At 59.5% G+C, this 24,890-nt stretch carries 22 protein-coding genes; 21 read left to right on the top strand and 1 reads right to left on the bottom strand.

Annotated features, from left to right (window positions below):
* Nucleotides 1-22 precede the first annotated feature (22 nt).
* The 12 genes from H8S02_RS10285 to H8S02_RS10230 all read left to right on the top strand — a co-directional run bounded on the left by H8S02_RS10285 (nucleotide 23) and on the right by H8S02_RS10230 (nucleotide 13,337).
* Nucleotides 23-391, top strand: coding sequence for a GntR family transcriptional regulator (locus tag H8S02_RS10285; RefSeq protein WP_118686415.1), 369 nt, complete (start codon nucleotides 23-25; stop codon nucleotides 389-391).
* Complete coding sequence (locus tag H8S02_RS10280; RefSeq protein ID WP_186970432.1) at nucleotides 388-1,287, top strand: ABC transporter ATP-binding protein; 900 nt, start codon at nucleotides 388-390, stop codon at nucleotides 1,285-1,287. Before H8S02_RS10285 ends, H8S02_RS10280 begins: the two co-directional genes overlap by 4 nt.
* A complete protein-coding gene (locus tag H8S02_RS10275) occupies nucleotides 1,262-3,403 on the top strand; it encodes a hypothetical protein (RefSeq protein ID WP_186970431.1) in 2,142 nt (713 codons plus the stop codon). The genes H8S02_RS10280 and H8S02_RS10275 overlap by 26 nt, the downstream gene beginning before the upstream one ends.
* Nucleotides 3,404-3,628: 225 nt before the next feature.
* On the top strand, nucleotides 3,629-3,880 hold the full coding sequence (locus H8S02_RS10270; RefSeq protein WP_118686412.1) for an HPr family phosphocarrier protein: 252 nt from the start codon (nucleotides 3,629-3,631) through the stop codon (nucleotides 3,878-3,880).
* Nucleotides 3,881-4,026: 146 nt separating this feature from the next.
* Nucleotides 4,027-6,663: a DNA polymerase I gene (gene polA, locus H8S02_RS10265; protein ID WP_186970430.1), complete on the top strand. Its 2,637-nt coding sequence runs from the start codon at nucleotides 4,027-4,029 to the stop codon at nucleotides 6,661-6,663.
* 30 nt (nucleotides 6,664-6,693) lie between these two features.
* Nucleotides 6,694-7,125, top strand: a complete 432-nt coding sequence (locus H8S02_RS10260) for a low molecular weight protein arginine phosphatase (protein ID WP_186970429.1) — start codon at nucleotides 6,694-6,696, stop codon at nucleotides 7,123-7,125.
* Nucleotides 7,122-7,553: a ribosomal protein S18-alanine N-acetyltransferase gene (gene rimI / locus H8S02_RS10255; RefSeq protein ID WP_243166494.1), complete on the top strand. Its 432-nt coding sequence runs from the start codon at nucleotides 7,122-7,124 to the stop codon at nucleotides 7,551-7,553. Before H8S02_RS10260 ends, rimI begins: the two co-directional genes overlap by 4 nt.
* A 14-nt stretch (nucleotides 7,554-7,567) precedes the next feature.
* The gene (locus H8S02_RS10250) at nucleotides 7,568-8,017 is read left to right on the top strand and encodes a GNAT family N-acetyltransferase (protein ID WP_186970428.1); all 450 of its coding nucleotides are present in this window, start codon (nucleotides 7,568-7,570) and stop codon (nucleotides 8,015-8,017) included.
* A gap of 15 nt (nucleotides 8,018-8,032) precedes the next feature.
* Nucleotides 8,033-9,058, top strand: a complete 1,026-nt coding sequence (gene tsaD, locus H8S02_RS10245) for a tRNA (adenosine(37)-N6)-threonylcarbamoyltransferase complex transferase subunit TsaD (protein ID WP_186970427.1) — start codon at nucleotides 8,033-8,035, stop codon at nucleotides 9,056-9,058.
* 338 nt (nucleotides 9,059-9,396) lie between these two features.
* Complete coding sequence (locus tag H8S02_RS10240; RefSeq protein WP_186970426.1) at nucleotides 9,397-11,322, top strand: aconitate hydratase; 1,926 nt, start codon at nucleotides 9,397-9,399, stop codon at nucleotides 11,320-11,322.
* Between the two features lie 106 nt (nucleotides 11,323-11,428).
* A complete protein-coding gene (locus H8S02_RS10235; RefSeq protein ID WP_118686405.1) occupies nucleotides 11,429-12,586 on the top strand; it encodes an isocitrate/isopropylmalate family dehydrogenase in 1,158 nt (385 codons plus the stop codon).
* Nucleotides 12,587-12,689: 103 nt separating this feature from the next.
* A complete protein-coding gene (locus H8S02_RS10230) occupies nucleotides 12,690-13,337 on the top strand; it encodes a redox-sensing transcriptional repressor Rex (RefSeq protein ID WP_186970425.1) in 648 nt (215 codons plus the stop codon).
* A 58-nt stretch (nucleotides 13,338-13,395) separates the two neighbouring features.
* Here H8S02_RS10230 and H8S02_RS10225 read toward each other — a convergent pair whose 3' ends face one another.
* Complete coding sequence (locus H8S02_RS10225; RefSeq protein ID WP_186970424.1) at nucleotides 13,396-14,259, bottom strand: AraC family transcriptional regulator; 864 nt, start codon at nucleotides 14,257-14,259, stop codon at nucleotides 13,396-13,398.
* Between the two features lie 195 nt (nucleotides 14,260-14,454).
* Here H8S02_RS10225 and H8S02_RS10220 point away from each other — a divergent pair, with 195 nt between their 5' ends.
* The 9 genes from H8S02_RS10220 (at nucleotide 14,455) to H8S02_RS10180 (ending at nucleotide 24,870) form a co-directional block, all read left to right on the top strand.
* Nucleotides 14,455-15,807: an MATE family efflux transporter gene (locus tag H8S02_RS10220; protein ID WP_186970423.1), complete on the top strand. Its 1,353-nt coding sequence runs from the start codon at nucleotides 14,455-14,457 to the stop codon at nucleotides 15,805-15,807.
* A gap of 369 nt (nucleotides 15,808-16,176) precedes the next feature.
* Nucleotides 16,177-17,649 carry a sensor histidine kinase gene (locus tag H8S02_RS10215; RefSeq protein ID WP_186970422.1) on the top strand — a complete coding sequence of 491 codons (1,473 nt, stop codon included), beginning with the start codon at nucleotides 16,177-16,179 and terminating at the stop codon, nucleotides 17,647-17,649.
* Nucleotides 17,646-18,362: a response regulator transcription factor gene (locus H8S02_RS10210; protein WP_186970421.1), complete on the top strand. Its 717-nt coding sequence runs from the start codon at nucleotides 17,646-17,648 to the stop codon at nucleotides 18,360-18,362. Before H8S02_RS10215 ends, H8S02_RS10210 begins: the two co-directional genes overlap by 4 nt.
* A gap of 154 nt (nucleotides 18,363-18,516) precedes the next feature.
* Nucleotides 18,517-19,521, top strand: a complete 1,005-nt coding sequence (gene dctP, locus H8S02_RS10205) for a TRAP transporter substrate-binding protein DctP (protein ID WP_186970420.1) — start codon at nucleotides 18,517-18,519, stop codon at nucleotides 19,519-19,521.
* A gap of 113 nt (nucleotides 19,522-19,634) precedes the next feature.
* Entirely contained in the window at nucleotides 19,635-20,786 is a 1,152-nt protein-coding gene (locus H8S02_RS10200) for a TRAP transporter substrate-binding protein (RefSeq protein WP_186970419.1), read from the top strand.
* A 73-nt stretch (nucleotides 20,787-20,859) separates the two neighbouring features.
* Entirely contained in the window at nucleotides 20,860-21,402 is a 543-nt protein-coding gene (locus H8S02_RS10195) for a TRAP transporter small permease subunit (protein WP_186970418.1), read from the top strand.
* Nucleotides 21,399-22,772, top strand: coding sequence for a TRAP transporter large permease (locus H8S02_RS10190; protein ID WP_207722110.1), 1,374 nt, complete (start codon nucleotides 21,399-21,401; stop codon nucleotides 22,770-22,772). Before H8S02_RS10195 ends, H8S02_RS10190 begins: the two co-directional genes overlap by 4 nt.
* A gap of 786 nt (nucleotides 22,773-23,558) precedes the next feature.
* A complete protein-coding gene (locus H8S02_RS10185; RefSeq protein WP_186970417.1) occupies nucleotides 23,559-24,107 on the top strand; it encodes a tRNA (mnm(5)s(2)U34)-methyltransferase in 549 nt (182 codons plus the stop codon).
* Nucleotides 24,108-24,285: 178 nt separating this feature from the next.
* The gene (locus tag H8S02_RS10180) at nucleotides 24,286-24,870 is read left to right on the top strand and encodes a GerMN domain-containing protein (RefSeq protein WP_186970416.1); all 585 of its coding nucleotides are present in this window, start codon (nucleotides 24,286-24,288) and stop codon (nucleotides 24,868-24,870) included.
* The last annotated feature ends 20 nt before the right edge of the window (nucleotides 24,871-24,890 follow it).

Genomic DNA, 24,890 nt, shown 5'->3' with positions numbered 1-24,890 from the left:
TGAAAGGAAGGAGGCGCGCAGAATGGTAAAAATCGACTATCGGGACGGACGGCCTATCTACGAACAGGTGGCGGACGGCATCGAAGAGCTGGCATTGCGTGGGGCTTTGCCGGCAGAAACGCAGCTGCCCAGTGTGCGGCAGTTTGCGATGGAGCTTTCGATCAACCCGAATACGATCCAGCGCGCATATGGAGAGCTCGAACGGCGCGGCGTGATCTACGCCGCCAAGGGACGGGGAAACTTCGTCTCGGACGTGGGGGACAGACGCGAGGAGCGGCTGCGCGAGGTGAGGGCCGAAATGACGGCTCTCGCCGGCAAGGCCCGCTCGCTCGGTGCGGATGACGCGCAGCTGACTGCGTGGGTGACGCAGAAAGGAGAGGATAGCAAATGATCAAAGCGGATAACGCAACCAAGCGTTTTGACGACATCACGGCGGTCGATCACATCTGCGCGGAGGTTCAGAACGGCTCGGTCTACGGACTGATCGGCTCGAACGGCGCCGGCAAATCGACCTTCCTGCGCATGCTCGCGGGCATTCTGGCGCCGGATGAGGGCGAGGTCTGGATCGACGGAGAGAAGGTCTTTGAGAACACCGCGGTAAAGAACCGTTGTTTTTTCATCTCGGATGAGCAGTTCTTTTTCCCGAACAGCACGCCGCAGGACATGAAAAACTACTACCGTCGCTTTTACGACAAATTCGACGAGCAGCGCTACTTCAAGCTGATGAGCGCCTTCGGACTCGACGAGACGCGCAAGATCCGCACGTTCTCCAAGGGCATGAAAAAGCAGGTCTCGGTCATCTGCGGCGTGTGCAGCGGAACGGATTACCTGTTCTGCGACGAAACGTTCGACGGACTCGACCCGGTCGTGCGTCAGGCGGTCAAGAGCCTGTTCGCGGAGGACGTCGCGGAGCGCGGTCTGACGCCGGTCATCGCGAGCCACAACCTGCGCGAGCTGGAGGACATCTGCGACCATGTGGGTCTGCTGCATCGCGGCGGCATCCTGTTCTCGCGCGACCTCGACGAGATGAAGCTCGGTATGTATAAGGTACAGTGCATCTTCGGCGCACCGCTGCCCGAGGACGCATGGAACGGCTTCGACCTGCTCAAGAAGGAGCAGCGCGGCTCGCTCTACACCATTACCGCACGCGGCGAACGCGACGAGCTGATGGCGAAGATCAACAAGATGAACCCGACGTTCTGCGAGCTTCTGCCGCTGACGCTCGAGGAAATCTTTATCAATGAAACGGAGGTGGCAGGCTATGATGTCAAGAAGCTCCTCTTCTAAGGGACTGGTGCGCGACGGCGTGCGCCGCAGCCTGTGGGCGGTCGTTCTCTCGACGCTCGCATTCGTGGTTTCCATGCTCCTGCCCTCGCTGATGAATATGCAGCAGGCGCTGGAGAACCGCAAGGGTATGATTGTCGATGGCGCGAGAGCGTCTGAGCTTGCGCAGAGCTGGAAATCCAGTCTGGCGGACGCAGCGATTTACATCGGCGGCGAGAACGCGCTCGTAAAGCTCGCCGTTATCCTGCTTGCCGTTGTGGCCGGCACGGCGATGTTCGCCTATCTGCACGACAAGCGCAAGGTGGACTTTTACCACAGCCTGCCGGTTTCGCGCGAAAAGCTGTATCTTGTGAATTTCGTAACCGGTGCGGTGTGCGTTATCGCGCCGTATCTGGTGCTCCGCGTGCTGACGCTCGTGTGTGCGCACGCGATGGGCTTCGGAGAAGCGGTTTCTGTCGGTACGTACCTCGGTGTCATACTCTGCGACATCCTCTTTTTCCTGCTGATGTACGCGATGAGCGCACTTTCGACCATCCTCTGCGGCAACACGATTATCGCGCTGCTGCTTCAGCTGTGGGTCTATCTCGCGCCGCTCGCGATTCAGATGATGCACGAGGGTCTGCTGAGCCTGTACTGCAAGACCTACGACAGCATAAGCTACAGCGACCTGTTTAATCATCTGCGTCTCAGCCCGGCCGCCACCTATTTTATGGTCAACGGCGCGAACTACGGCTCCGGTCTTGCGGATAACTTCATCCGCGCCGGTAAGCCTGCGTATATGCTGCTCGCGGAGTACGCCGCGGCGGCGCTCTTTATCATTGCGCTCGGCGTCTTTGCCTTCCGCCGCAGAAAGAGCGAACGCGCGGGCACGGCGCTGGCGTTCCGTCCGCTCCGTCTGCCGGTCAAGGCGTTCATGTGCATCGTCATGGGCACGGCGTTCGCCATCGGCTTCCGCCTGATCGGCGGCAAGTTCTGGCTGTGGCCGGGACTGGTGTTCGGCACGGTGCTGTTCCACTGCATCATCGAGGTCATCTATGCGTTCGACCTCCGTGCGCTCGTCAAGCATCCGGTGCAGATGCTCGCCATCCTTGCGGTGACGGCGCTGCTCATGGTCGGCATGCAGAAGGACGTTCTCGGCTACGACCGCTGGCTCCCGGACGAGAGCAAGGTCGCGTCCGCCGGTCTGATCGACTACGGCGACTCCGCGGCGGAACTGACCGAAAAGGAAAATATCGCGGCGCTCTGCCGTCTGGCGGAAATCGGCCGCGAGGCGACGCTGAACGCGGACTCGAACGATACCGGAACCGCATTTCTGGAGAGCCATTCGCTGCAGTTTGCCATGCAGAACGGCACGGTCAAGACGCGCAGCTACAAGCTGCCGGTAAGCGAAGAGGTGCGCAGCCTGCTGAACAAGGTCTACGGCTCGTCCGAGTACAAGCTCAAATCCAGCTCGCTGTACGACCTCGACCTCGATAACGCCCGTGTCACCGACATGACCTTCTGCGTCAATCAGCTGAAGTACAACAGCGAGACCATCACCGACGGCGAAAAGGCCGCCGAAATCGTAAAGACGCTGCGCGAGGAGCGCCTGACCTACACCGAGCTTGCCAAGCCAGTCATGTCGTTCAACATTACGACCGACGCCGAAGCGAACAACTACGCGAACGGCATTGTGACCGACCGCGACGTCAAGACGCTTGCGCTCATCAAGAAGTATTTCGGCCTTGAGCCGCAGTCCATCGCCCCGGATACCGTGTCGCAGGTTGAACTGGACTTCTACGTTCCCGGCGAGGATACGTGGGTCGGCCTCAACGTGACCGACCGCGCGGACATCGCGGCGCTCCTCAAGGACGCGGTAGCGACCGGTACGATGCGGATGTATGGTAACAGCGACTTCTACGACCTGATTTCCTTCAAGGACAACGCCCGCGTAAACGTCACCCCGGCGGTGGGGGACGGCTGTAACTACTATGAGATATCCTACCCGTACGACAGCTTCCCGACGAGCATCGTTGAGAAGTACCGCCCGGCGGCGGAGAAGCTGGCAGCCGACCCCTACGCGAACGCCGCGACCGCAGACGGCGACATCATGGTGACGCGCTCGGACTCTCTCGGCTGATACTTCGTCAGAGTAACCAAACTGGAAGAAACCTGTTTGTAGAAAGTGCATAATAAAATCGGAGAGAGAAAAGATTTCGGTTCGGAAATGCTGAAAATACACGGATTTTCGAAAAACCACTTTTCTTTCTCCGGTTTTATGCTATAATGTAATCAGCAAAAAGGGGACTGCGGTATGGCAGTCTGTGAAAGAACTTCCCAGATTTACATTCAGGAGGAAATTACAATGACCAGAGGCATTCGCGTAAAGAATACGGACGACATTCAGAAGATCAACAAGATCGTTACCAAGTACGGCTTCGACATCTGGATTCACGGCAAGAGCGGCATGGTAGACGCCAAGAGCCTGCTCGGCATGTTCCTGCTCAGCCTGAACGAGCCGCTTCAGATCGTTCTCGAGGACGACGAGGATCCGGCAGCAGTCAAGGCTCTGTTCAAGGACCTGGCTGAGTACCTCGAGATCGACGACGAGGACTGATCCGGTTCCGCTGAAAGGCGAAATTTTCCCCCTGCTTTCCTGACGAAGGCAGGGGGTTTTCTTTTTCGCCGGAATGCGGTATAATAAAGGATAACAGCCGAAGGGGATCGCCTGCGGTGAACTCGGAAACGTGAGGACTTAAATGCATGAAAATCATGGTGATAGACGGAAACAGCATAATCAACCGTGCCTACCACGGCATCCGGCCGCTCTCCAATCATGAGGGCACGCCGACCAACGCGGTCTACGGTTTTCTCTCGACGCTCTTCAAGCAGCAGGACGAGGAACGGCCCGACCGCACGGTCGTATGCTTCGACGTAAAGGAAAAGACCTTCCGCCATCTGAAATTCGATACCTACAAGGCGACGCGCAAGCCGATGGACGAGGAGCTTGCCGTGCAGATGCCCATCGTCAAGGAGGTGCTCGACGCGCTCGGCATCGTGCGCTGCGAGCTGGCGGGCTATGAGGCGGACGATCTGCTCGGCACGATCAGCCGCCGCGCAAACGAAAACGGCGACGAATGCGTCATCCTCACCGGCGACCGTGACTCGCTTCAGCTGGTCGGCGGCGGAACGGTCGTGCGCCTGGTCAAGAGCGCCCTCGGCAAGACGACGTATACGAGCTACACGCCCGAGAAATTCCGCGAGGAATACGGCTTTGACCCCATCCGACTCATCGACCTCAAGGCGCTCATGGGCGACTCGTCGGACAACATCCCCGGCGTCAAGGGCGTGGGCGAGAAGAGCGCCAAGCAGCTGCTCGCGGACTTCGGCACGCTCGACGGTATCTATGAGCATATCGACGACGAGCGCATCAAAAAGGGCGTGCGCACCAAATTACAGGCGGACGAGCAGGGAGCGCGCGACAGCTACTGGCTCGCCACCATCGACCGGAATGTACCGCTCGAGCTGGACGTTGCGCATCTGCCCGAACAGAAGATCGACCGCGAGGCGCTGTACAGCCTGCTGACAAGGCTGGAGTTCGACCAGTTCATCCGAAAGCTCGGTCTGACGGAGGGTGAGGAGGCCGCCGCGCCGCGCCTGCCTGCACTGGAGCGCTGCACCATCGCCTCGGCGTTCGAGGCGTTCGGTCTCGTCGACTCGCTGACCGAGGCGGACCGCGTTTTTGTCCTTGCAGGGAAAACACTCGGTGCGCTCTGCCTGCTTTCCGGGGACACGGCGTATTTTCTGTATGCGGACGATATGGGGGACGCATGGAACGATGTGCTCGCGCGTCTGTTTGACGGCAGCGTGAACCTCGCGCTGCACGACGCGAAGGACATCATCAAAAATCTGCTGCTCCGCGGCATTGATCCGCGCGGCATCACGTTCGACACCGCTCTCGCGGCCTACCTCATCGACCCGGCGCAGTCGAGCTACGACCTGCCGCGGCTCGCGCTCGCCTGCGTGAACGAAATGCTTCCCGCGCTCGATCTGGACGATCCGGCGGCGCTTTCGCCGCTCGGCGGACGCGAGGAGACCGGCCGCTCTGCGGCGCAGTATCTCGCCGCGATGCGCGAGATCTTCCGCGAGATGAACGATAAGATCGAGCAGTTCGGCATGCGCCGGCTGTATTACGAAATTGAGCTGCCGCTCGAGCGGGTGCTCGCGGAGATGGAGAACGCAGGCTGCGCTGTCGCGCCCGATGCGCTGCGCACGTTCGGCGAACGTCTGGAAACGCGCATCCGCGATCTTGTGGATCAGATCTATCTGGATGCCGGCGCGGAGTTCAACCTGAACAGCACCCGTCAGCTGGGCGAAATCCTGTTCGAGCGGCTCGGACTGCCGGCTCCGAAAAAGACCAAGACCGGCTATTCGACGAGTGCAGAGGTGCTCGAGCGCCTGCGCGAGGACCATCCCATCATCGCACACATTCTGGAATACCGCCGCCTGACCAAGCTCAAGAGCACCTATGTGGACGGCCTGCTTTCCGTTGCGGACCCGAAGGACAACCGTATCCACACGCATTTTCAGCAGATGGTCACGGCGACCGGCCGCCTGTCCTCGACCGACCCGAACCTGCAGAACATTCCGGTGCGCACCGAGCTCGGGCGAGAGCTGCGCCGCATGTTCGTCGCGCCGGACAAGGATCATATCCTCATCGACGCCGACTATTCGCAGATCGAGCTGCGCGTGCTCGCGCATATCTCGGGCGACAGGCACATGATCGGCGCGTTCCGCACGGGACAGGACATTCATGCCGCGACCGCGTCCAAGGTATACCATCTGCCGATCGAGGAGATCACGAGCGCGATGCGCTCGTCCTGCAAGGCGGTCAACTTCGGCATCGTCTACGGCATTTCGGATTTCTCGCTCGCGCAGGACATCGGCGTGAGCCGAAAGGAGGCTGCGGCCTTCATCCGCTCGTATCTGGACAGCTATCCGGGCGTGGAGAACTATATGGAAACCATCAAGGAGACGGCACGCGAGCAGGGCTATGTAACGACGCTGTTCGGCCGCCGCCGTGCGCTGTCTGACATCAACAGCAAAAACTTCAACGTCCGCTCGGCCGCCGAGCGGATCGCGATGAACACGCCCATTCAGGGCACGGCTGCGGACATCATCAAGATCGCGATGGTGCGTGTGCGCGACCGCCTGAGGCGTGAAGGGCTGGAAAGCCATCTGATTTTGCAGGTGCACGACGAGCTGATTATCGAAGCGCCCCTCAAGGAGAAGGACATCGCCGCGCGCATCCTCACCGAGGAGATGGAGAACGCCTTTCAGATGGACGCGCCGCTCGTGGCGGAAGCCAAAAGCGGCATGAGCTGGTACGACGCGAAATAACAACGGACAAATATTTAGAAGGTAAGCAATATGGATCAGATCGTTTTTATCTGCACGGGCAACACGTGCCGCTCGCCGATGGCGGAAGGGTTCTTCCGCGCGCTGGGCGGCGAGGAAAAGACCGGACTTGCGGCGCTGAGCGCCGGAATGTACACCTCGGACGGTCTTCCGGCGAGCGGGAACGCGGTCACGGCCGCAGCTGAGCTTGGCGCAGACATCACCTCGCACCGCTCGCGCATGCTGACGCCCGAGCTTGCACGCGAGGCGAAATATCTCGTCTGCATGACGGGCGCACAGTATGACAACCTGTGCGCGGCGTTCCCGGACTGCGCGGACAAGGTGTTCACGCTCACGCCGGCCGATGTTTCCGACCCGTTCGGCGGCGATCTCGAAATCTACCGCCGCGCGGCGGCTGAGATCAAATCCGGCGTGCAGAGCATCATCGGGAGACTGGCAGGATGAACATAACGGAAATGCAGGAGAAGCATCTTCCTGCGCTTGCGGCGCTTGAAAAACAGTGCTTTCACGCGCCGTGGAGCGAGAAAATGCTGCGCGAGGAGCTTGGCGGCGGGATCTTCCTCGTCGCGGAGCAGGACGGGGAGGTGCAGGGCTATGTCGGCTGTCAGACCGTCCTGGACGAAGGTTATATCACCAACGTTGCCGTGTCGCCGGATTTTCGGCGGCGGGGCGCTGCGCGGCTGCTCATTGCGGAGCTGATCGCGCGGGCGAAGGAGAAGGGACTTGCGTTCGTCACCCTCGAGGTGCGCGAGAGCAACGCGCCTGCCATCGCGCTGTATGCCGGGGCGGGCTTTGCCCCGGTCGGGACCCGAAAAAATTTTTACAGCAATCCTGCCGAAAACGCGCTTTTAATGACGATAAACTTTGGATAACAGGAGGAATTGCCATGATGGAGCTTCGCTTTGTTGACGCAGAGAACACAGATTTTCACAGCCTGACCGCCAGACTGGATGAGTACTATTTTATGCTCGTCGGTGATGTGGAAAAACGCTACGCCAAATACAACCTGCCGCATCTGTTTAACTGCCGCATCGTTGCATACAAGGACGGTGCGCCTGCGGGATGCGGCGCGTGGAAGCAGATCGATGAAACGACCTTCGAGGTCAAGCGCATCTTCATCGCGCCGGAGTTCCGGCGGCAGGGTGTCGCGAGCGCGATCATTGCGGCGCTCGAACAGGACGCACGGGCGAACGGCTTCACGCACGCCATTCTGGAGACCGCGCGCACGACTGCGGACAGCGCCGCACTCTACACAAAAAACGGCTATCATGTGATCGACTACTACGGAAGCCCGGCAGGCGCTGAAAACTGCCTCTGCTTTGAGAAAAACCTGTAAACTGGAGTGAAAACCTTGAGAATACTTGCAATCGAGTCCTCCTGCGACGAGACGGCGGCCGCCGTCATCGAGGACGGACGGAAAATGCTGTCGAACGTTGTCGACACGCAGATCGCGACGCACGCGCTTTACGGCGGCGTCGTGCCCGAGATCGCCTCGCGCCGCCACATGGAGGCGGTCGTCCGCGTGACCGAGCAGGCGCTCGCGGACGCGGAGATGGATAAGCATGAGGTGGATGCAGTCGCTGCGACCTGCGCGCCGGGACTGATCGGTGCGCTGCTCGTCGGCGCAAACTTCGGCAAGTCGCTCGCGTTCGCGATGAACAAGCCGTTCATCCCGGTGCATCACATCCGCGGCCATATCGCCGCGACCTATCTGGCATATCCCGAGCTCAAGCCGCCGTTCCTGACGCTCATCGCCTCGGGCGGCCACAGCGAGATCGTCATGGTCAAGGACTATACCGAGTTCGAGATCCTCGGCGGCACGCGCGACGACGCCGCGGGCGAGGCGTTCGACAAGGTGGCGCGCGTGCTCGGCGTCGGCTATCCCGGCGGCCCGAAGATCGACGCGCTCGCGCAGAACGGCGACCCGAAGCGCTATAAGCTGCCCGACAGCCGCATCAAGGATGCGCCGCTCGATTTTTCGTTCTCCGGGCTCAAGACGGCGGTCATCAACCTCGCGCACAACGCCGAGCAGAAGGGCGAAACGCTCGACCGGGAGGGCCTTGCGGCCTCGTTCTGCACGGCGGTCGTGCATACGCTCGTGCCGCGCCTCGAGGAGGCGGTACATCAGACGCACGCGCGCAATGTGGTCTGCGCAGGCGGCGTCGCGGCGAATTCCTTCCTGCGCGCAGCGCTCTGCGACATGGCGAAGCGCACGCACACGCGGCTGTTCCTGCCGCCGCTTAAGCTCTGCGGCGACAACGCCGCCATGATCGGCGCGCAGGCGTACTATGAGTATCTCGCCGGCAACCTCGGCCACACGCTTCAGAACGCCTATCCGACCGCCGATATCGGACGCAATATCTGCGACCCGGCGTAGCTCCCGGATGACGGAACGCCCGGAAAACGGCGCAGCCGGAATGCGGACTGTCGGAAAAACGAAGTTTTTCGATAGACTAAAAGCGGATTTGTGAAATACGCCCGTAAATTAGGGTTTGCAAAAATCATAAAATGATGTAAAATAGAAGTGGTTTACGTCCTGTGCTTTGCCGCAGGGCGCGACCACTTCTGTTTTTTCATATTAAACTTTTGGGCACGGTGCGCCGCGGCGCATCGTGGAGAAGGCTGTGGAAGCCGCAACGACTGCCCTGAGATGAGAGGGCGGGGCGCAGAGCGAGGTTTCGTGCTGCGTCGGGACAAAAAGGAGCAATAGTACACATGGGTATGACAATCGCGCAGAAAATCTTAAAGGCGCATCTGGTAGACGGCGAGATGGTCGTGGGGCAGGAGATCGGCCTCAGGATCGACCAGACGCTCACGCAGGATGCGACCGGTACGATGGCTTATCTCCAGTTTGAGGCGATGGGCGTCGATCAGGTCAAGACCGAGCGTTCGGTCGCCTACATTGACCACAATACCCTGCAGTCCGGCTTCGAGAATGCGGATGACCACAAATACATCGGTTCTGTAGCCAGAAAGCACGGCATTTATTATTCCAAGGCAGGCAACGGCATCTGCCATCAGGTTCACCTGGAGCGCTTCGGCGCGCCGGGCAAGACGCTGATCGGCTCGGACAGCCATACCCCGACCGGCGGCGGCATCGGCATGCTCGCCTTCGGCGCGGGCGGTCTGGATGTTGCGGTCGCGATGGGCGGCGGCGCATATTACATTCCGATGCCGAAGATGGTCCGCGTCACGCTGACCGGCAAGCTGTCTCCGTGGGTCTCCGCAAAGGACGTTATTCTTGACGTTCTGCGCCAGATGACCGTCAAGGGCGGCGTCGGCAAGATCGTTGAGTATGCGGGCGAGGGCGTTAAGACCTTGTCCGTGCCGGAGCGCGCGACTATCACCAACATGGGCGCCGAGCTGGGCGCTACCACCTCGATCTTCCCGTCCGACGAGGCCACCAGGAAGTTCCTCGAGGCGCAGGGCCGCGGCGACGTATGGGTTCCGCTGGCTTCCGACCCGGACGCAGAGTACGACGAGGAGTACACCGTCGATCTGTCCGCACTCGAGCCGCTCGCAGCGATGCCGCATATGCCGGACAACGTAAAGAAGGTCACGGAGATCGGTGAGATCCCGATCAACCAGTGCTGCATCGGCTCGTGCACCAACTCTTCCTATTATGATATGATGAAGGTCGCGGCGATCCTCAAGGGCAAGACCGTCGACCCGAACGTTTCCCTGACCATCAGCCCGGGCTCCAAGCAGGTATTCAACATGCTCGCGCAGAACGGCGCGCTTTCCGACATCATTTCCGCCGGTGCGCGTATTCTCGAGTGTGCCTGCGGCCCCTGCATCGGCATGGGTCAGTCCCCGGAGTCCGCAGGCGTTTCCCTGCGTACCTTCAACCGCAACTTTGAGGGCCGCTCCGGCACGCAGGACGCGAAGATCTATCTCGTCTCCCCGGAGGTCGCGGCGGCGTCCGCTCTGGCAGGTCATCTGGTCGATCCGCGCACGCTCGGCGAGATGCCGGAGATCGAGATGCCTGAGCATTTCGTCATCAACGACAACATGATCGTAAAGCCGGCGGAAAATCCGGCTGAGGTCGAGGTCGTCCGCGGCCCGAACATCAAGCCGTTCCCGCTCGGCAAGGCGCTCGAGGCGTCCTATACCGGCAAGGTCGTGCTCAAGACCGAGGACAACATCACCACCGACCATATCCTTCCGGCCGGCGCGAAGCTGCTCCCGTACCGCTCGAACGTCCCGTTCTACTCCAACTACTGCTTCATCAACGTGGACAAGGATTTCCCGTCCCGCTGCAAGGAGCAGGGCGGCGGCATCATCGTCGGCGGCGCAAACTACGGTCAGGGCTCGTCCCGTGAGCATGCGGCGCTCGTTCCGCTGTATCTGGGCGTCAAGGCTGTCCTGTGCAAGTCCTTCGCGCGCATCCACAAGGCAAATCTGGTCAACTCCGGCATTATTCCGCTGACCTTCGCAGATCCGGCGGATTACGATGCGATCAATCTGCTCGACGAGATCTCTCTGCCGAACGTTCTCGAGGAAGTAAAGAACGGCGAGCAGGTCACGGTCGTCTGCGGCGGCAGGACCTTCAAGGCAGACTGCGAGGTCTCCGAGCGTCAGCGCCATGCGCTGCTCGCGGGCGGCACGCTGCTCTACGCGCGTCAGCAGGCGAACAAGTAAGAGCTGAAACCGGGGCGGCGGACAGGAGAGAATGTCTGTCCGGTCCGCCTTGACAGAATGACGTTAATTTGTTAAAATAATATCAATGCGACAGGAGGACAACCCAATGTCTATCGACCAGTCTGTTCTGGATAAATTTGAAGCAGTAGTAGAGAGCCAGCGCAAGCGTATCATGGATATGAAGGCGCAGGACGATTTTATTGATTATTCCAAGCTCGACAAGCTCATCATCGGCGTGTGCGGCGGCGACGGCATCGGCCCGATGATCACCGGCATGGCGCAGCACGCACTTGAGGTTCTGCTCGCAGACAAGGTAAAGGCCGGCAAGGTCGAGTTCCGCGTCATCGACGGCCTGACCATCGAGCGCCGCGCCGAGCTCGGCTGTGCGATTCCGCCCGACGTCATGGAGCAGCTCAAGCAGTGCCATGTTATCCTGAAGGGCCCCACCACGACCCCGCGCAAGGGCGATCCGTGGCCGAACGTTGAGTCCGCGAACGTTGCCATGCGCAAGGGTCTCGACCTGTTCGCGAACGTCCGTCCGGTAAAGGTTCCGGAGCTCGGCATCGACTGGACGTTCTACCGCGAGAACACCGAGGGCGGCTACGCTGTCGGCTCGCAGGGCGTGCAGATCGACGACGATCTGTTCATCGACTTCACCGTTGCGACCTCGCAGGGCTGCGAGCGCATCGCGCGTCTGGCCTTTGATTATGCGCGCAAGACCGGCAAGAACCGCGTTTCCTGCGTCACCAAGGCGAATATCATCAAGACCACCGACGGCAAGTTCCTTGATACCTGCCAGAAGGTTGCCGCAGAGTACCCGGAGGTTGTTTTTGACGACTGGTACATCGACATCATGACCGCAAAGCTGCTCGACGACAAGCGCCGCCGCGACTTCAAGGTCGTTGTCCTGCCCAATCTGTACGGCGACATCATCACCGACGAGGCAGCTGAGATCCAGGGCGGCGTCGGTACCGCAGGCTCGGCGAATATCGGCAAGCGCTACGCAATGTTCGAGGCCATCCACGGCTCTGCACCGCGCATGGTCAAGGAAGGCCGCGCAAAGTATGCCGACCCGTCCTCCGTGCTGCGTGCAGCCGTCATGCTGCTCGAGCATATCGGTGAGATCGAGCTGGCGAAAAAGCTCGACCGTGCGCTCGACATCTGCATGGTTGAGGAGCGCAAGGTCGTTGTGACCGGCCGCGATACCGGTGCGACCGCACAGGAGTTCACGGATTACGTTCTCGAGACGATCGCAAAGCTTTAATCCAAGTTGATAACAGTGGTGCGTGCCTTGCGGAGGGAGTTTGCAGGGCACGTGCGCATTCTCGGAAGCAAAGGAAGAAAATAACGAAGAGAGGGGAGAGACGGTGGAACACAGGCAAGAGGTATCTAAAGCGGTAATTCAGCGTTTACCGCGATATTATCGCAACATCTGCGAGCTGAAAGCCGAAGGCGCGCAGCGCATCTCCTCGCGCGCACTGGCCGAGCGGATGGGGCTGACGGCGTCGCAGATCCGGCAGGATTTCAACTGCTTCGGCGGCTTCGGTCAGCAGGGCTACGGCTACAATATCGAAAAGCTGCAGGAGGAGCTCGGCGCGATCCTGGGCCTGCGCGCAGGACGCACGGCGATTCTTCTGGGCGCCGGCAACCTCGGCCGCGCCTTGCTCAACAACTTCAATTTCTCTGCGAGCGGCTTTGAGCTGCTGTGTGCATTCGACGCCAGTCCGGAGCTGATCGGCCGCAGCTTTGGCGGCTATGAGGTGAGGGACGCAAAAGAGCTTGACCACTATATCGACGAACTCCACCCGGATGTTGCGGTGCTGACCATCCCGCGCGGCAACGCGCCGGCGATCGCGCGCAGTCTGGTCGAGCGCGGCATCCGCGGCCTGTGGAACTTCACGGGCGAGGATCTGCATCTGGAGGGACTCGGTGTTCCGGTCGAGAATGTACATCTGTCGGACAGCCTTATGACGCTGTGCCAGCTTGTCGGCATGGCTGAGGAGAACGAGGACTGAGACCATAAAACGAAAGGGAGAGCACGGAAATAGCTGTGCTCTCCCTTTCTTTTGCAGTTTACAGCAGATTGTTTCGAAACTGGGTGGGGGACTGGCCGGTTTTCGAGCGGAATGCCGCGATAAAATTGACCTCGCTCCGAAATCCCACGCGGAACGCGATCTCGCTGACCGAAAGGCCGGTCGAGTGCAGCAGCGATTTCGCCTCGTCGATACGGTGGAGCATGATATACTCATGCGGCGAAAAGCCGGTCGAGGCGCGGAAAATGCGCGAGAAATGCGATGTACTGAGGTTGACGTGCGCGGCGATGCTGCGGACCGGGAGCTCCTCGGTCAGATGGCTGTCGATGAAGCGCACAGCCTGCGCGACTGCGTCGTTTTCTGCGGGACTGTGCGCGCGCTGCGGCAGGAGCAGGCCGCACAGAATGCGGTACAGGGCCTGCGAGCGCTCGACCTCACTGGTTTCGCCGGTCCGCAGGCCGAGGATGAGCTGCGCAAGCTCCTGCTCGAGATGCAGCGCGGCGGCAGGCGTGAACACCTGTCTGCCACCGTGAAAGGCGATGATCTGCTCGAAAAATGCGCCCGAGTTCGCTCCGTCGAAGTGCAGCCAGAGCGCTTCTGCGTCACTGTGCGTGAAAAAGCGGTGAGGTCTGCGGCAGTCCACGAGCGCAGCCTGTCCGCGCTCGACCGAAAATTCGTGGTCGGTGCGGACGTACATCGTCCCGGCGCGCACATAGAGCAGATAGAAGTTGCGGTGGCTTTCGAGATGCGCGATCTCGCAGTTGTCGCGGAAATCATAATTTTCATCGTAGTAATAATGCCCGGCGCGCGTGATGTAGTAGAACAGTCCGCGCGCGACCGTGCCGGGGGTGGCAAAGAAGCGCTCTGAACGCGCGAGCACCCCGGCTTCTTCTGTGACCTTCATGACGGCAGCCTCCTTTTTGTGATTGCTGTCATTATAGCACAAAATATAAATAGATTGCAGTGTTTTGTTATTGTCAATGGCATGAATTTTCGGTAATATCTTAATAAGGAAACATCCGAAGGAGAATACGAGGGGTGCAGAAAGAAAAATCCTGCAAAACCCGTTCTTTCGCCGGATGGTTTGGGGGAATATGCTATGATAAAGGAAAAGACGTTTTATAAGTCGTTTATGATTTTAGCGCTGTCTCTGGCGCTGCAGAATCTGCTGACCTACGGCGTCAACATGATGGATACGCTCATGCTCGGACGTTACAGCCAGAACGCGATGGGCGGCGTCAGTCTGTGCAACCAGATCCAGTTCCTGCTCCAGATGCTGGTCGTCGGCGCGGGCGAGGGCGCGGTCGTTATGGGCTCGCAGTACTGGGGCAGGAAAAAGCTCGAGCCCATTCCGCACATCATCGGTGTGGCGCTGCGCTTCGGCGGCGCGCTCGCAGTGCTGCTGTTCATCCTCGTATTCGGCTGGCCGAACCAGATCCTGAGCCTGCTCTCGAACGACCCGGCAGTCATCGCGGAGGGCGCGAAATATTTCAGCATCATCCGCTATACCTACGTCATCTTCACCATCACGAATATCCTTGTCGCGTCGCTGCGTTCGATCGGCGTGGTCAGGATCGGCTACATGATCTCCGGCTCGACGCTCGTCATCAACGTATGCCTGAACTATCTGCTGATCTACGGCAATCTCGGCTTTCCGGAGATGGGCGTGCGCGGCGCGGCGTGCGCAACGCTGATCGCGCGCTGTGTCGAGCTGATCATCGTTATCTGGTTCCTCAAGTACAGGGAAAACGTGCTCAATCTCAATCTCCGCAAGCTGCTGCACATCGACACGAGCTATGTGCACGATTACATGAAGGTCTCGCTCCCGGTACTCATCAATCAGGCGCTCTGGGGCGTGGCGCAGATGGTTCAGACCGGTATTCTGGGTCATCTCGGCGGCGACGTTACGGCGGCGAACGCGATCTCGGTACAGGTCTATCAGGTGCTCTCGGTCGTCTGCTACGGCGCGGCGAGTGCGGCGGGCATTGTGGTCGGCCGCACGATCGGTGAGGACAACGAGAAAAAGCTGCATCCGCTCGTCACAACGCTCCAGGTACTGTTCATTTCCATCGGACTGTGCTCGGGACTTGCGATTTTCCTGCTGCGCGGCCCCATCCTTGCGGCCTTCGGCGGCACTCTGACCGAAAACGCCTACCGCCTGTCCCGTCAGTTCATGCTCGTGCTCGCCATCACCACGGTCGGCACCTCCTATCAGATGGCGTGCGATAACGGCATCATCCGCGGCGGCGGCGACACCGCGTTCAGCGCGAAGATGAACCTCGTCAGCATGTGGTGCATCATCGTGCCGTTCTCCGCGATGGCGGCGTTCTGGTGGAAGTGCCCTCCGGTCGCCGTGTTCTTCCTGCTGAAATGGGATCAGCTTTACAAGGCTATCCCGGTCGGCATCCGCCTGCACAGCTGGAAATGGGTCAAAAAAGTCACAAGAGTATAAAACCTTTGCAGGAGAGAGTGCAGACGCACATTTTCTCTGTGCTCTCTCCTGTCTCTCCTTAAACCTTTTTCGAAGACGCCCCAATGAATGCGGGCGTTTTTTATTTGCGCGTTTTTATCTTTACAAGATGGAAAAAATGGGGTAAGCTGAATACAGCCTGTCGATAAAGCCTTCAGTCGCGCAAGAAAAGCAGCAGCTTCGCGGCTGCATAAAAACCGGAGGCGTGTGCCTCAGTGTTTATACTTTCGGACGATTCGTGTCCTGCGTTCGTCAGAACACAGACTGACGAAAAAAAGAAGCTTTTCGACAGCATTAGGATGGATACTGCATAAAACTGCTGATGCGTTTTTGTGAAAAGGACTGAAAATTATGCTTGCATTGCGGCGCCGGTGGGCCGGCCTTTCCATACTGAACAAGGCGATCGTGCTCAGCTGCACGTTCGTCATCCCGATCCTGCTTGTAGTGGGTCTGCTCCTGAACGATTTTTACGCCTACCGCAAGGAAAGCGACCGCATTCTCTCGGAATATGTGCTGTGTACCGACTACATGGACGCGGTCGAAAACGAAATGTCGCTGCTCGGCGAAATGACGTTTGCGGCGCCCGGCTCGGTGGAGCTCGAGGACTACGCGGACGCGGTGCAGAACACGTCGCTCGTGTGGGAGCGGCTGCGGACAACGGCGAGCGCCGGAGGACGGGACGGCGAGGTGCTGCGGCAGGTCATCGGCCGCATGATGAAGAGCTACCGCGCGCGGCAGAAGATCTTCCTGACCGGCCTGCGCGGCGGAACGTTTGACGCGGACGAATATGAGCAGCTGCGCGCGCAGGGCGAATACCTCACGCAGTACGCCGACCGTCTGATGGATGACTTCCTCATGGAAGGCCGCGACAGCTATCTGAACCTCGGCAAGCGCTCGTCTTCGCAGAATATTGTGTTCACCATCGCGGCGGCGCTCGGCAGCGTGCTGTTCGCGGCGGCAATGTTGTACTATGCGCGCAGCCTGCTGCTGCCGGTACAGCAGATGAGCCGCGGCGCGCGGCGCGTTGCGGAGGGCGAATACGACATGGGCGATTTTCATTATGCACGAACGGACGAGATCGGCATGCTGGCGGATTCGTTCAACCACCTCAAGCATCAGGTCGCGCGGACCATCCATGCGCTCGAGGGCGAGGCGCAGCTGGAAAAATCGCTCCGCCATCAGGAGAGCGAGGCGGCGCGTCTGCGCCAGCTGATCGAGCAGAGCCGCTTCGCGCAGCTCCAGAGTCAGATCAATCCGCATTTTCTGTTCAACACGCTGCAAAGCATCTCAAACGTTGCCGGTATCGAACGGGCGAGCGTGACGGGCGATATGGTCGTGCGTCTTGCAAACTTCTTCCGCTATACGCTCGACCACGACGACAGCGTCGTAACGCTCGCACGCGAGGTCGACTTGCTGCGCGACTATATTTCGCTCCAGGAGCTTCGCTTCGGTGAACGAATTTCGTTCGAAATGGACTGCGACGCACGCTGCGACAGCTGCATGATACCGAAATTCACCTTGCAGCCGCTGGTGGAGAACTCGATCGTGCACGGCATGCGCTCGCGCGGCGAGGGCGGCCGCATCCGCATCGTGACACAGTGCGAGGGTGACCGCTGCGTCATCCGCATCACGGACAACGGCGGCGGCTTCCGGACGGGGAGCGCGGTTTCCGAGTCGGAAAAGAAGGGCAGACCGTCCATCGGTCTGAAAAACATCGCGGGGCGCATCGAGCTTTCGGGCGGCGCGTTCCGTATTGCAAGCTGCATCGGTCTGGGTACGACCGCCCGCATTATCCTGTCCATGAAGGGAGACGACCAAACATGATAAAGGTACTGATCGCGGAGGACGAGCCGCTCAGCTTACAGAATCTGACCGGCCATCTGCGCCGGCTGCTCGGTGCGGACGCCCTCATCGAGGGCGCGGCGAACGGAAGGGAAGCGGTGGACATGGCGCGGCGCATCCGTCCGCAGCTGGTGCTGATGGACATCGAAATGCCGGTAATGACCGGTCTGGATGCCGCGGCGATCATCCATGAGGCGCTGCCGGAGACGCATATCGTCTTTCTGACCGCGTTCGACCGCTTTGACTATGCGGTGGGCGCGATGCGCGCGGGCGGCGCAGATTATCTGCTCAAGCCGTTTGACTCCGCGCAGATCAACGCCTGCCTGCAAAAGCTCGGCCTGCTGACCGAAAAGCAGGAGCACAGGGAGGAGCGCTCGGAAAATCCGTTCTGCGCGCAGTTTTCGGTCTGGCTCGCCAATCATTACATGCAGGACATTTCGCTCGAGGAGGCGGCGGAGGCGATGGGCATGAGCTCGTTTTACTTCTCGCGCTTTTTCCGCACGGCCTACAACCGCACCTTCCTCGAATATCTGACTTCCTACCGCATCGAGAGAGCGGAGGAGCTGCTGCGGCAGACGGATATTCCGGTGCGCGAGATCGCGCCGCGTGTCGGCTACACGGACGCGAATTACTTCACCAAGGTGTTCAAGCGTCACTGCGGCTGTACGCCGACCGATTACCGGAGCCGGCTGTGATTGCCTCGGAAGGTTAAAATAACGGAAAAACATTGTGCAGAATACACAAAAAGACGGACGCAAATTTTTCGCTTGCCGTCTTTTTCCCTGTCATACTGCAAATATTTACGATACTACCCGTTTTGTCCTTTGATTTATAATAGGAGATGGAAAGATGAATAACAGCCTTCGGCGCGTGCCGGCGCTCCTGCTGCTCCTGCTGCTCTGCGGCTGCGGACGCGGCGGGGAGACGGCAGAAATCCGGTATTACCGCCTTGCGAGCGGCCAGAGCGCGAACCACCTCGCCAATCAGGCGTGCGAGCGGTTCTGTTCGCTGGTCGAAAAGGAAAGCGGCGGCGCGATACAGATCATCCCGAGCTTTGAAAACGAGCTCGGCACGGATGCTTCGGCGCTCGAGCAGTGCGTTTACGGCGGCATCGACTTCGTGCGCACACCGCTCTCGGCGGCCGCAGCCTATGCGCCGCAGCTTTCGGCGCTTCAGCTGCCTTATGAGTACACCTCGGATGAGCATCTGTTCCGCGTCCTCGACGGGGATGTGGGGGCGGATGCGATGGACTCGCTTGAGGAGCAGGGCCTGACCGGTCTGAGCTATTTCTACGCCGGATACCGCTGCTTCTTCACGACGGACAAGCCGATCACCGGACTCGACGACATGCAGGGCCTGCGGCTCGGCACGGAGGATTCCTCGCAGATGCAGCAGATCATCCCGCAGTGGGGCGCGGTGGCGGTAACGCTGCCGCCGGACGAGTTTGCGCTCGCCCTGCGCACCCACCGCATCGACGGCGCGGAAAGCACGCTCCCTACCTACGTGGACAGCGGCTATTACCTGCTCGCACCGTACTGGACCTACGACCGTCATTCGTACAATGCGGATGTGCTCGTGGCGTCCTCGGAGACATGGGCGGAGTTCTCGCCCGAGGAACAGCAGCTGCTCCTGCAGTGTGCGGCCGAGGCGGCCTCGTGGCAGCGCGCTCACTGGCAGGGTGCGGAGGTCAAGGCAATGCTGCGTGCCTCGCGCAGCGGCTGCTACATGGCTCTGCTCAGCGAAGAGCAGACCGAGCTGTTCCGCGATGCGGCGCAGCCGCTCTATGAACACCTTTCCGAGACACAGAAGGAGGTCGTGCGCCGGGTGCGCGCGCTCTCGGACGAATCCGACTGAGAAAACGCCTCTTTGTGTCCTACCTCTGTTCGATAACGCCCGAAGGGGAGGCGTTTCGATAGATATTCGAGGGGATGACCCCTCGGGGAAAAAGTGCAAGGAGGCTAAAAAAGATGAAAGTCAAGAGATTGATGGCAAGCCTGCTCTGCGGTGCGATCGGCGCAGCAACGCTCGGTCTGTCCGGCTGCGGCAGCGCGGCAGACAGCGGCATGATGGATGCGGCCAACGCCAACGCGGTAGCAGGAGGCAGCAGCGATCTGCCGGTCGTTACCTGGAAGATGGGTTCCACCTGGGGCGACGGCAACATCCACTTTACCTGTGACGAGCGCTTCTCCGAACTGGTAAGCCAGCTGACCGACGGCCGATTCACCATCACGAACTATCCGGAGGGCTCGCTGTGCGCAGCAAATCAGCTGTTCGATTACGTTCAGAACGGCACCATCCAGTGCGGCGGCGACTGGGGCGGCTACTGGAGCGGCAAGGATACCGCTTTTGAGCTGCTTTCCACCACGATGGATAACTTTACCGGCATGGACTACTATATCTGGATCACGCAGGGCGGCGGCCTTCAGTGCTATCAGGATATGTACGGCAAGTACAACATGACCTACTTCCCGATCATGATCAACCACGCTGAGTCCGGTATCCGCTCGACCAGGCCGATCACCTCGATCAAGGATATGCAGAGCATGAAGATCCGTCTGGGCGGCGTCATGGCAGGCCGCGCGGCGGAAAAGCTCGGCATCAACATCACCACCGTTGCGGCAAGCGAACTGTATGAGTCCCTGCAGCGCGGCGTTATCGACGGCGGCGAGTTCTCCACTCCGTGTTCGGACGACTCCCTCAAGCTGCAGGAGGTCGCAAAGTACTGGTGCTCGCCTGCATGGTATCAGTCCGGCGGCGTTAACGGCGTCATGATCAACAAGGATGCATGGAATCAGCTCCCCGAGGAGTATCAGAACGCTATCCAGATGGCAGCTGAGATCTGCACCAGCGAGCAGCTGTCCCGTTACCTGTGGATGGACTTCGAGAGCACCAAGAAGATGCTCGAGGAGGACGGCTGCATCGTTACCGAGATGAATCAGGATGACTGGAACACCATCCGCAACACCTGCCGCGAGGTATACGAGGAAGAGGCCGCTCAGAACGAGAACTTCAACATGGTTTACAGCTCGATGAAGGATTATCGTGAAAAAGCCGATACCTACCGCGCAATGCTCGGTGACTACGGCTGGGGCTTCAACTACGACGATTCCGCAAAGTAACCGGTTATATGGTCCGCGCCTGACCCGAAAGCGCGGCGCGGACCATCAGTTCCAAGATGAGGTGTAAAGAAAAATGAAAGTGATCAAACGCATCTGCGACACGATCGACCTCGTCAATGACTGGATCGGCCGAATTGCTTCGTTCGCCGTTCTGGGCATTCTCGCCGTCATCGTGACCGAGGTCGTGCTGAGACGACTGTTCCATAGTCCGCAGATCTGGACGATGGACGTCATCTGCATGACGTTCGGCTGCTATATTATCATGGTCTGTGCTTATGGCTTCCAGAAAAAAGCCTTCGTTGCGGTCGATGTGCTTTATGCAAGGCTGAAGCCGCTCGCGCAGAACATCCTGCACCTGATTACCTATCTGGTGTTCTTCGTACCGTTCGTATTCGTTCTCGTGCCCGAGAGCTTCGGCTTCTTCATCCGCTCTTATGTATCCGGTGAGCGCGGCTACTCGGTCTGGGCGCCGCCGGCATGGCCGGTAAAGCTCGCTCTCTTTGTCGGCATGACGCTGCTCGCGCTGCAGGGCATCTCTGAAATGCTGAGGTGCGTAAACGGCATCATCGCGTCCGCAACCGGCGCGGAAGACACGAAGGGAGGCGACGCGGCATGATGGAAATGCTGACCAATCTTGTCACGCAGTCCGGCGTTGGTGCAACTCAGCTCAGCGCGATCCTGCTTGGCGTACTCTTTCTGATTATGATCATCGGTCTTGCGGCCGGTCAGGAGCTTGCGTTCGTCCTCGGCGGCGCCGGTGTTGTCATCGGCTATCTCGCCTGGGGCGGCCCGGGCATCACGATCGCCATGACCAAGGTCTACGACCAGATGCAGAGCTATTCCATGGTCGCGATCCCGATGTTCGTACTTATGGCTAACTTTTTGACACATTCCAAGGTTGCGGATGGTCTGTTCCTCTCCATTCGCTACCTGCTTGGTCCTCTGAAGGGCGGTCTCGGTCTGGCGGTCATCGTGGTTTCCACGGTGTTCGCCGCCACGACCGGCATCGTCGGCGCGTCCGTTGTTACGATGGGCATGCTGTCCGTACCGGTTCTGCTCAAGTGCGGCTACAAGCCGTCTCTGGCGTGCGGCATGGTCTGTGCCGGCGGCTCGCTCGGCATTCTCATTCCGCCGTCCATCATGCTCGTCTCGATGGGCTCCTACGCGAACGTATCTGTCGGCAAGATCTTCTTCGCCGCGATCGTTCCGGGTCTTGTCCTGTCGCTGTTCTACATGATCTATGTGTTCGTCATCTGCCACATCCATCCGGATTACGGTCCGGCGATGAGTGCAGAGGAGCTGGCAGCCATGCCGCTGGGGGAGCGCATTACCGGTTCGCTCGTCAACCTGATCCCGCCGGTCATCCTGATCGTCGGCGTACTGGGTTCGATCTTCACCGGCTGGGCGACCCCGACCGAGGCAGCAGGCGTCGGCGCGCTGTTCTCGCTCATCCTCGCGATCTTCTACAAGCAGTTCAGCTTCAAGATGCTGTATGATTCGCTCATCGACACTGCAAAGACCTCTGCGATGGTATTCATCATCCTGTTCGGCGCGTCGGCCTTCACCGGCATCTTCATGTCGCTCGACGGCGACCAGCTGATCGCGACCTGGATTTCCAGCGTCGGCATCGGCAAGTGGGGCGCGTTCGCGATCATGATGGCGATCGTATTCGTCATGGGCATGTTCCTCGACTGGCTCGGCATCGTTATGATCGTATTCCCGATCTTCCTGCCGATCATGGATATGTTCGGTTTCGACCGTCTGTGGATCGTAGCGGTTACGGCAGTCATGCTTCAGACCTGCTTCATGACGCCTCCGTTCGGCTTCGCGCTGTTCTACATCAAGGGCATCGTGCCGCCTGAGGTCAAGATACAGGAGATCTACAGGGGCGTTATCCCATTCATTCTGATCATCATTGCGGTTGTCGTTCTCGTAACGATCTTCCCGCAGGTCGTTTACTTCCTGCCGAACCTCGTTGCATCGTAAGCGAGCGGCGGACACAAATTCATCAGCTGTTTCCGGTTCGAAGAGCGGTTCTTCCCCTCTCTCCGTAAAAGTGTGTGCTCGAACCGCGGAACAATATCGGCCCCTGCAGTTCTCCCAAGCTGCAGGGGCTTTTTATCTCTATACCGTCTGCGGACGGCAGACCTTCCGCCGATACAGCGGTGCGCCGCTGGAGGCGACTTTACGCCCTCGGAGGGCGTGGTCAGTGGCCGCCTTCGGCGGCCGGGGGTGCCGCCGTCTGGCGGCGGAGACAAAAGGGGACAGGACACCAATGGTTTCCTGTCCCCTCTTGACTCCCCAGACCTTCCTTTGCGCTGACACATCGGAGATGTGCAGCGAAACGGGGGTTACGGGGGCTCGGTTCCGTGCGTCGGGCAGGTTTCGGGACGCTGTTATGCCCTGAATTTACTTTGCGTGATTTGCCGCGCATAACAGTGCGCGGCCAGACGGTGCAGGGCGTTCGGACTATCGCTGCGAAAAGCTCCGCTTCCATCAAGTGCTGTATCTTGGAGCACCAGACGCCCCTGTGGGCCCATCGCATTTAGACGCGCGACCGAAGGGAGTCGCGTCCTAAGGAAGATGAGGGGGAGTTAAGAGGGGGATAGTACTCATTTAATCCGCGCACGGCGCGGAAAAGAGGATAGTGGGCTACGGCCGAAACCATTTGGTGTCTTATCCCCCTCTTGCCCCAGCCGGTGGGCACCGGCCTTGACGCGGCAGCCGTTTTCCCCTATGATATAGATATCAACCTATCGGGAGGTCACACCCATGAACACATTATCCGTCGTGCACGATTTTCTTCGCCGCACAGTAAAGCCGGGCGCGTTCTGCATCGACGCAACAGCCGGCAGGGGCCGCGACACGGCGCTGCTCTGCGAACTTGCGGGGGAAGGCGGCCGCGTCCTCGCATTCGATGTGCAGGAGGATGCTGTCCGCCAGACAAATGAACTGCTCGCGCGGGAGGGAAAGCACGCCGAGGTCCATCTCGACAGCCACGCCCATATGGAAAGCTACGCCGCACCGGAAAGCGTGGACTGCATCGTTTTCAATTTCGGCCGCCTGCCGGGCGGCGACCCGCATATCTTCACGCACGCTGACTCGTCCATCGAAGCAGTAAACGCCGGCCTGCGCCTGCTGAAGCCCGGCGGCGTGATGGCGCTCGCAATCTATTACGGCGGCGAGAACGGCTACGGCGAGCGCGATGCGCTGCTTGCACACCTGAAAACACTCGATGACCGCAAATACAGCGTGCTCGTCTGCGACTGGGCGAACCGCAGAAACGACCCGCCTATCCCGGCGTTTATCTTTAAGGACTGATGGCGTTTTCTGCGGATACGTGGTATAATAGCCGCGAAATGGCTATTATACAAACTATTTAACGATTATACCATAAGCGGCGTAAAATGGATGTCATGTGTTGGCGTTTTCGGTGCCGCTGTGGTATAATATAAACACAGGATAGAAACCTTGCTGCATTGCAAAGGGAGGCGTTCGTATGAAGAAAAACACAAAAATCATTGTGGCGGTCGTGGTCATTCTGCTGATGGTCATCGGCGGCTGCATCTATGGCTTCGTGCTCGAGAAAAACGAGGTCGGCACTCCTTCTCAGGATAACACGCAGACCGAGCCGGTCACGCCGTCCAAGCCGGAAAAACCGGATGACACCCAGCAGGAAACGCCTGCGGTACAGCCGGAGAATCCCAATCCGACGGGCGGTGAGTCCGCTGTGATCTATGTGCCGGACGAGCAGAGCGAGTCGCTTACTCCGGTCGGTACAGACGTTGCAGACGACTCGGATAAGGCGCTTGTTGATGCGCTCATCAAGGCCGGGGCACTCCCGGAGGGCGCGGAGGTCGTTTCCTCCTCGCTCGCGGACGGCGTACTCACGCTCGACATGAACGACGTTTATGCCGATGCGGTTCGCGCTTCCGGCACGGCAGGCGAGGAAATGCTCGTCTACTCGCTCGTCAACACCTTCGCGTCCGCGCGGAATGCAGAAAGCGTCATGCTGACGGTCGGCGGCAAGCCTCTCCAGAGCGGTCATAATATTTATGATTACGCGCTGACCCCGACGAACTGAGAAAGAAACGGGGCCGGAGG

Origin of the sequence: Agathobaculum hominis, assembly GCF_014288055.1 — a bacterium.
GTDB lineage: Bacteria > Bacillota > Clostridia > Oscillospirales > Butyricicoccaceae > Agathobaculum > Agathobaculum hominis.
This window is presented reverse-complemented; position numbering and strand designations above follow the sequence as displayed.

Coding starts and splice junctions, on each gene's coding strand:
- H8S02_RS10210 (WP_186970421.1), top strand. CDS start 17,646: ATGATAAAGGTACTGATCGCGGAGGACGAGCCGCTCAGCTTACAGAAT.
- H8S02_RS10250 (WP_186970428.1), top strand. CDS start 7,568: ATGATGGAGCTTCGCTTTGTTGACGCAGAGAACACAGATTTTCACAGC.
- H8S02_RS10180 (WP_186970416.1), top strand. CDS start 24,286: ATGAAGAAAAACACAAAAATCATTGTGGCGGTCGTGGTCATTCTGCTG.
- H8S02_RS10240 (WP_186970426.1), top strand. CDS start 9,397: ATGGGTATGACAATCGCGCAGAAAATCTTAAAGGCGCATCTGGTAGAC.
- H8S02_RS10195 (WP_186970418.1), top strand. CDS start 20,860: ATGAAAGTGATCAAACGCATCTGCGACACGATCGACCTCGTCAATGAC.
- H8S02_RS10200 (WP_186970419.1), top strand. CDS start 19,635: ATGAAAGTCAAGAGATTGATGGCAAGCCTGCTCTGCGGTGCGATCGGC.
- H8S02_RS10285 (WP_118686415.1), top strand. CDS start 23: ATGGTAAAAATCGACTATCGGGACGGACGGCCTATCTACGAACAGGTG.
- H8S02_RS10185 (WP_186970417.1), top strand. CDS start 23,559: ATGAACACATTATCCGTCGTGCACGATTTTCTTCGCCGCACAGTAAAG.
- polA (WP_186970430.1), top strand. CDS start 4,027: ATGAAAATCATGGTGATAGACGGAAACAGCATAATCAACCGTGCCTAC.
- H8S02_RS10225 (WP_186970424.1), bottom strand. CDS start 14,259: ATGAAGGTCACAGAAGAAGCCGGGGTGCTCGCGCGTTCAGAGCGCTTC.
- H8S02_RS10190 (WP_207722110.1), top strand. CDS start 21,399: ATGATGGAAATGCTGACCAATCTTGTCACGCAGTCCGGCGTTGGTGCA.
- H8S02_RS10275 (WP_186970431.1), top strand. CDS start 1,262: ATGATGTCAAGAAGCTCCTCTTCTAAGGGACTGGTGCGCGACGGCGTG.
- H8S02_RS10280 (WP_186970432.1), top strand. CDS start 388: ATGATCAAAGCGGATAACGCAACCAAGCGTTTTGACGACATCACGGCG.
- H8S02_RS10220 (WP_186970423.1), top strand. CDS start 14,455: ATGATAAAGGAAAAGACGTTTTATAAGTCGTTTATGATTTTAGCGCTG.
- H8S02_RS10260 (WP_186970429.1), top strand. CDS start 6,694: ATGGATCAGATCGTTTTTATCTGCACGGGCAACACGTGCCGCTCGCCG.
- H8S02_RS10270 (WP_118686412.1), top strand. CDS start 3,629: ATGACCAGAGGCATTCGCGTAAAGAATACGGACGACATTCAGAAGATC.
- H8S02_RS10235 (WP_118686405.1), top strand. CDS start 11,429: ATGTCTATCGACCAGTCTGTTCTGGATAAATTTGAAGCAGTAGTAGAG.
- rimI (WP_243166494.1), top strand. CDS start 7,122: ATGAACATAACGGAAATGCAGGAGAAGCATCTTCCTGCGCTTGCGGCG.
- dctP (WP_186970420.1), top strand. CDS start 18,517: ATGAATAACAGCCTTCGGCGCGTGCCGGCGCTCCTGCTGCTCCTGCTG.
- H8S02_RS10215 (WP_186970422.1), top strand. CDS start 16,177: ATGCTTGCATTGCGGCGCCGGTGGGCCGGCCTTTCCATACTGAACAAG.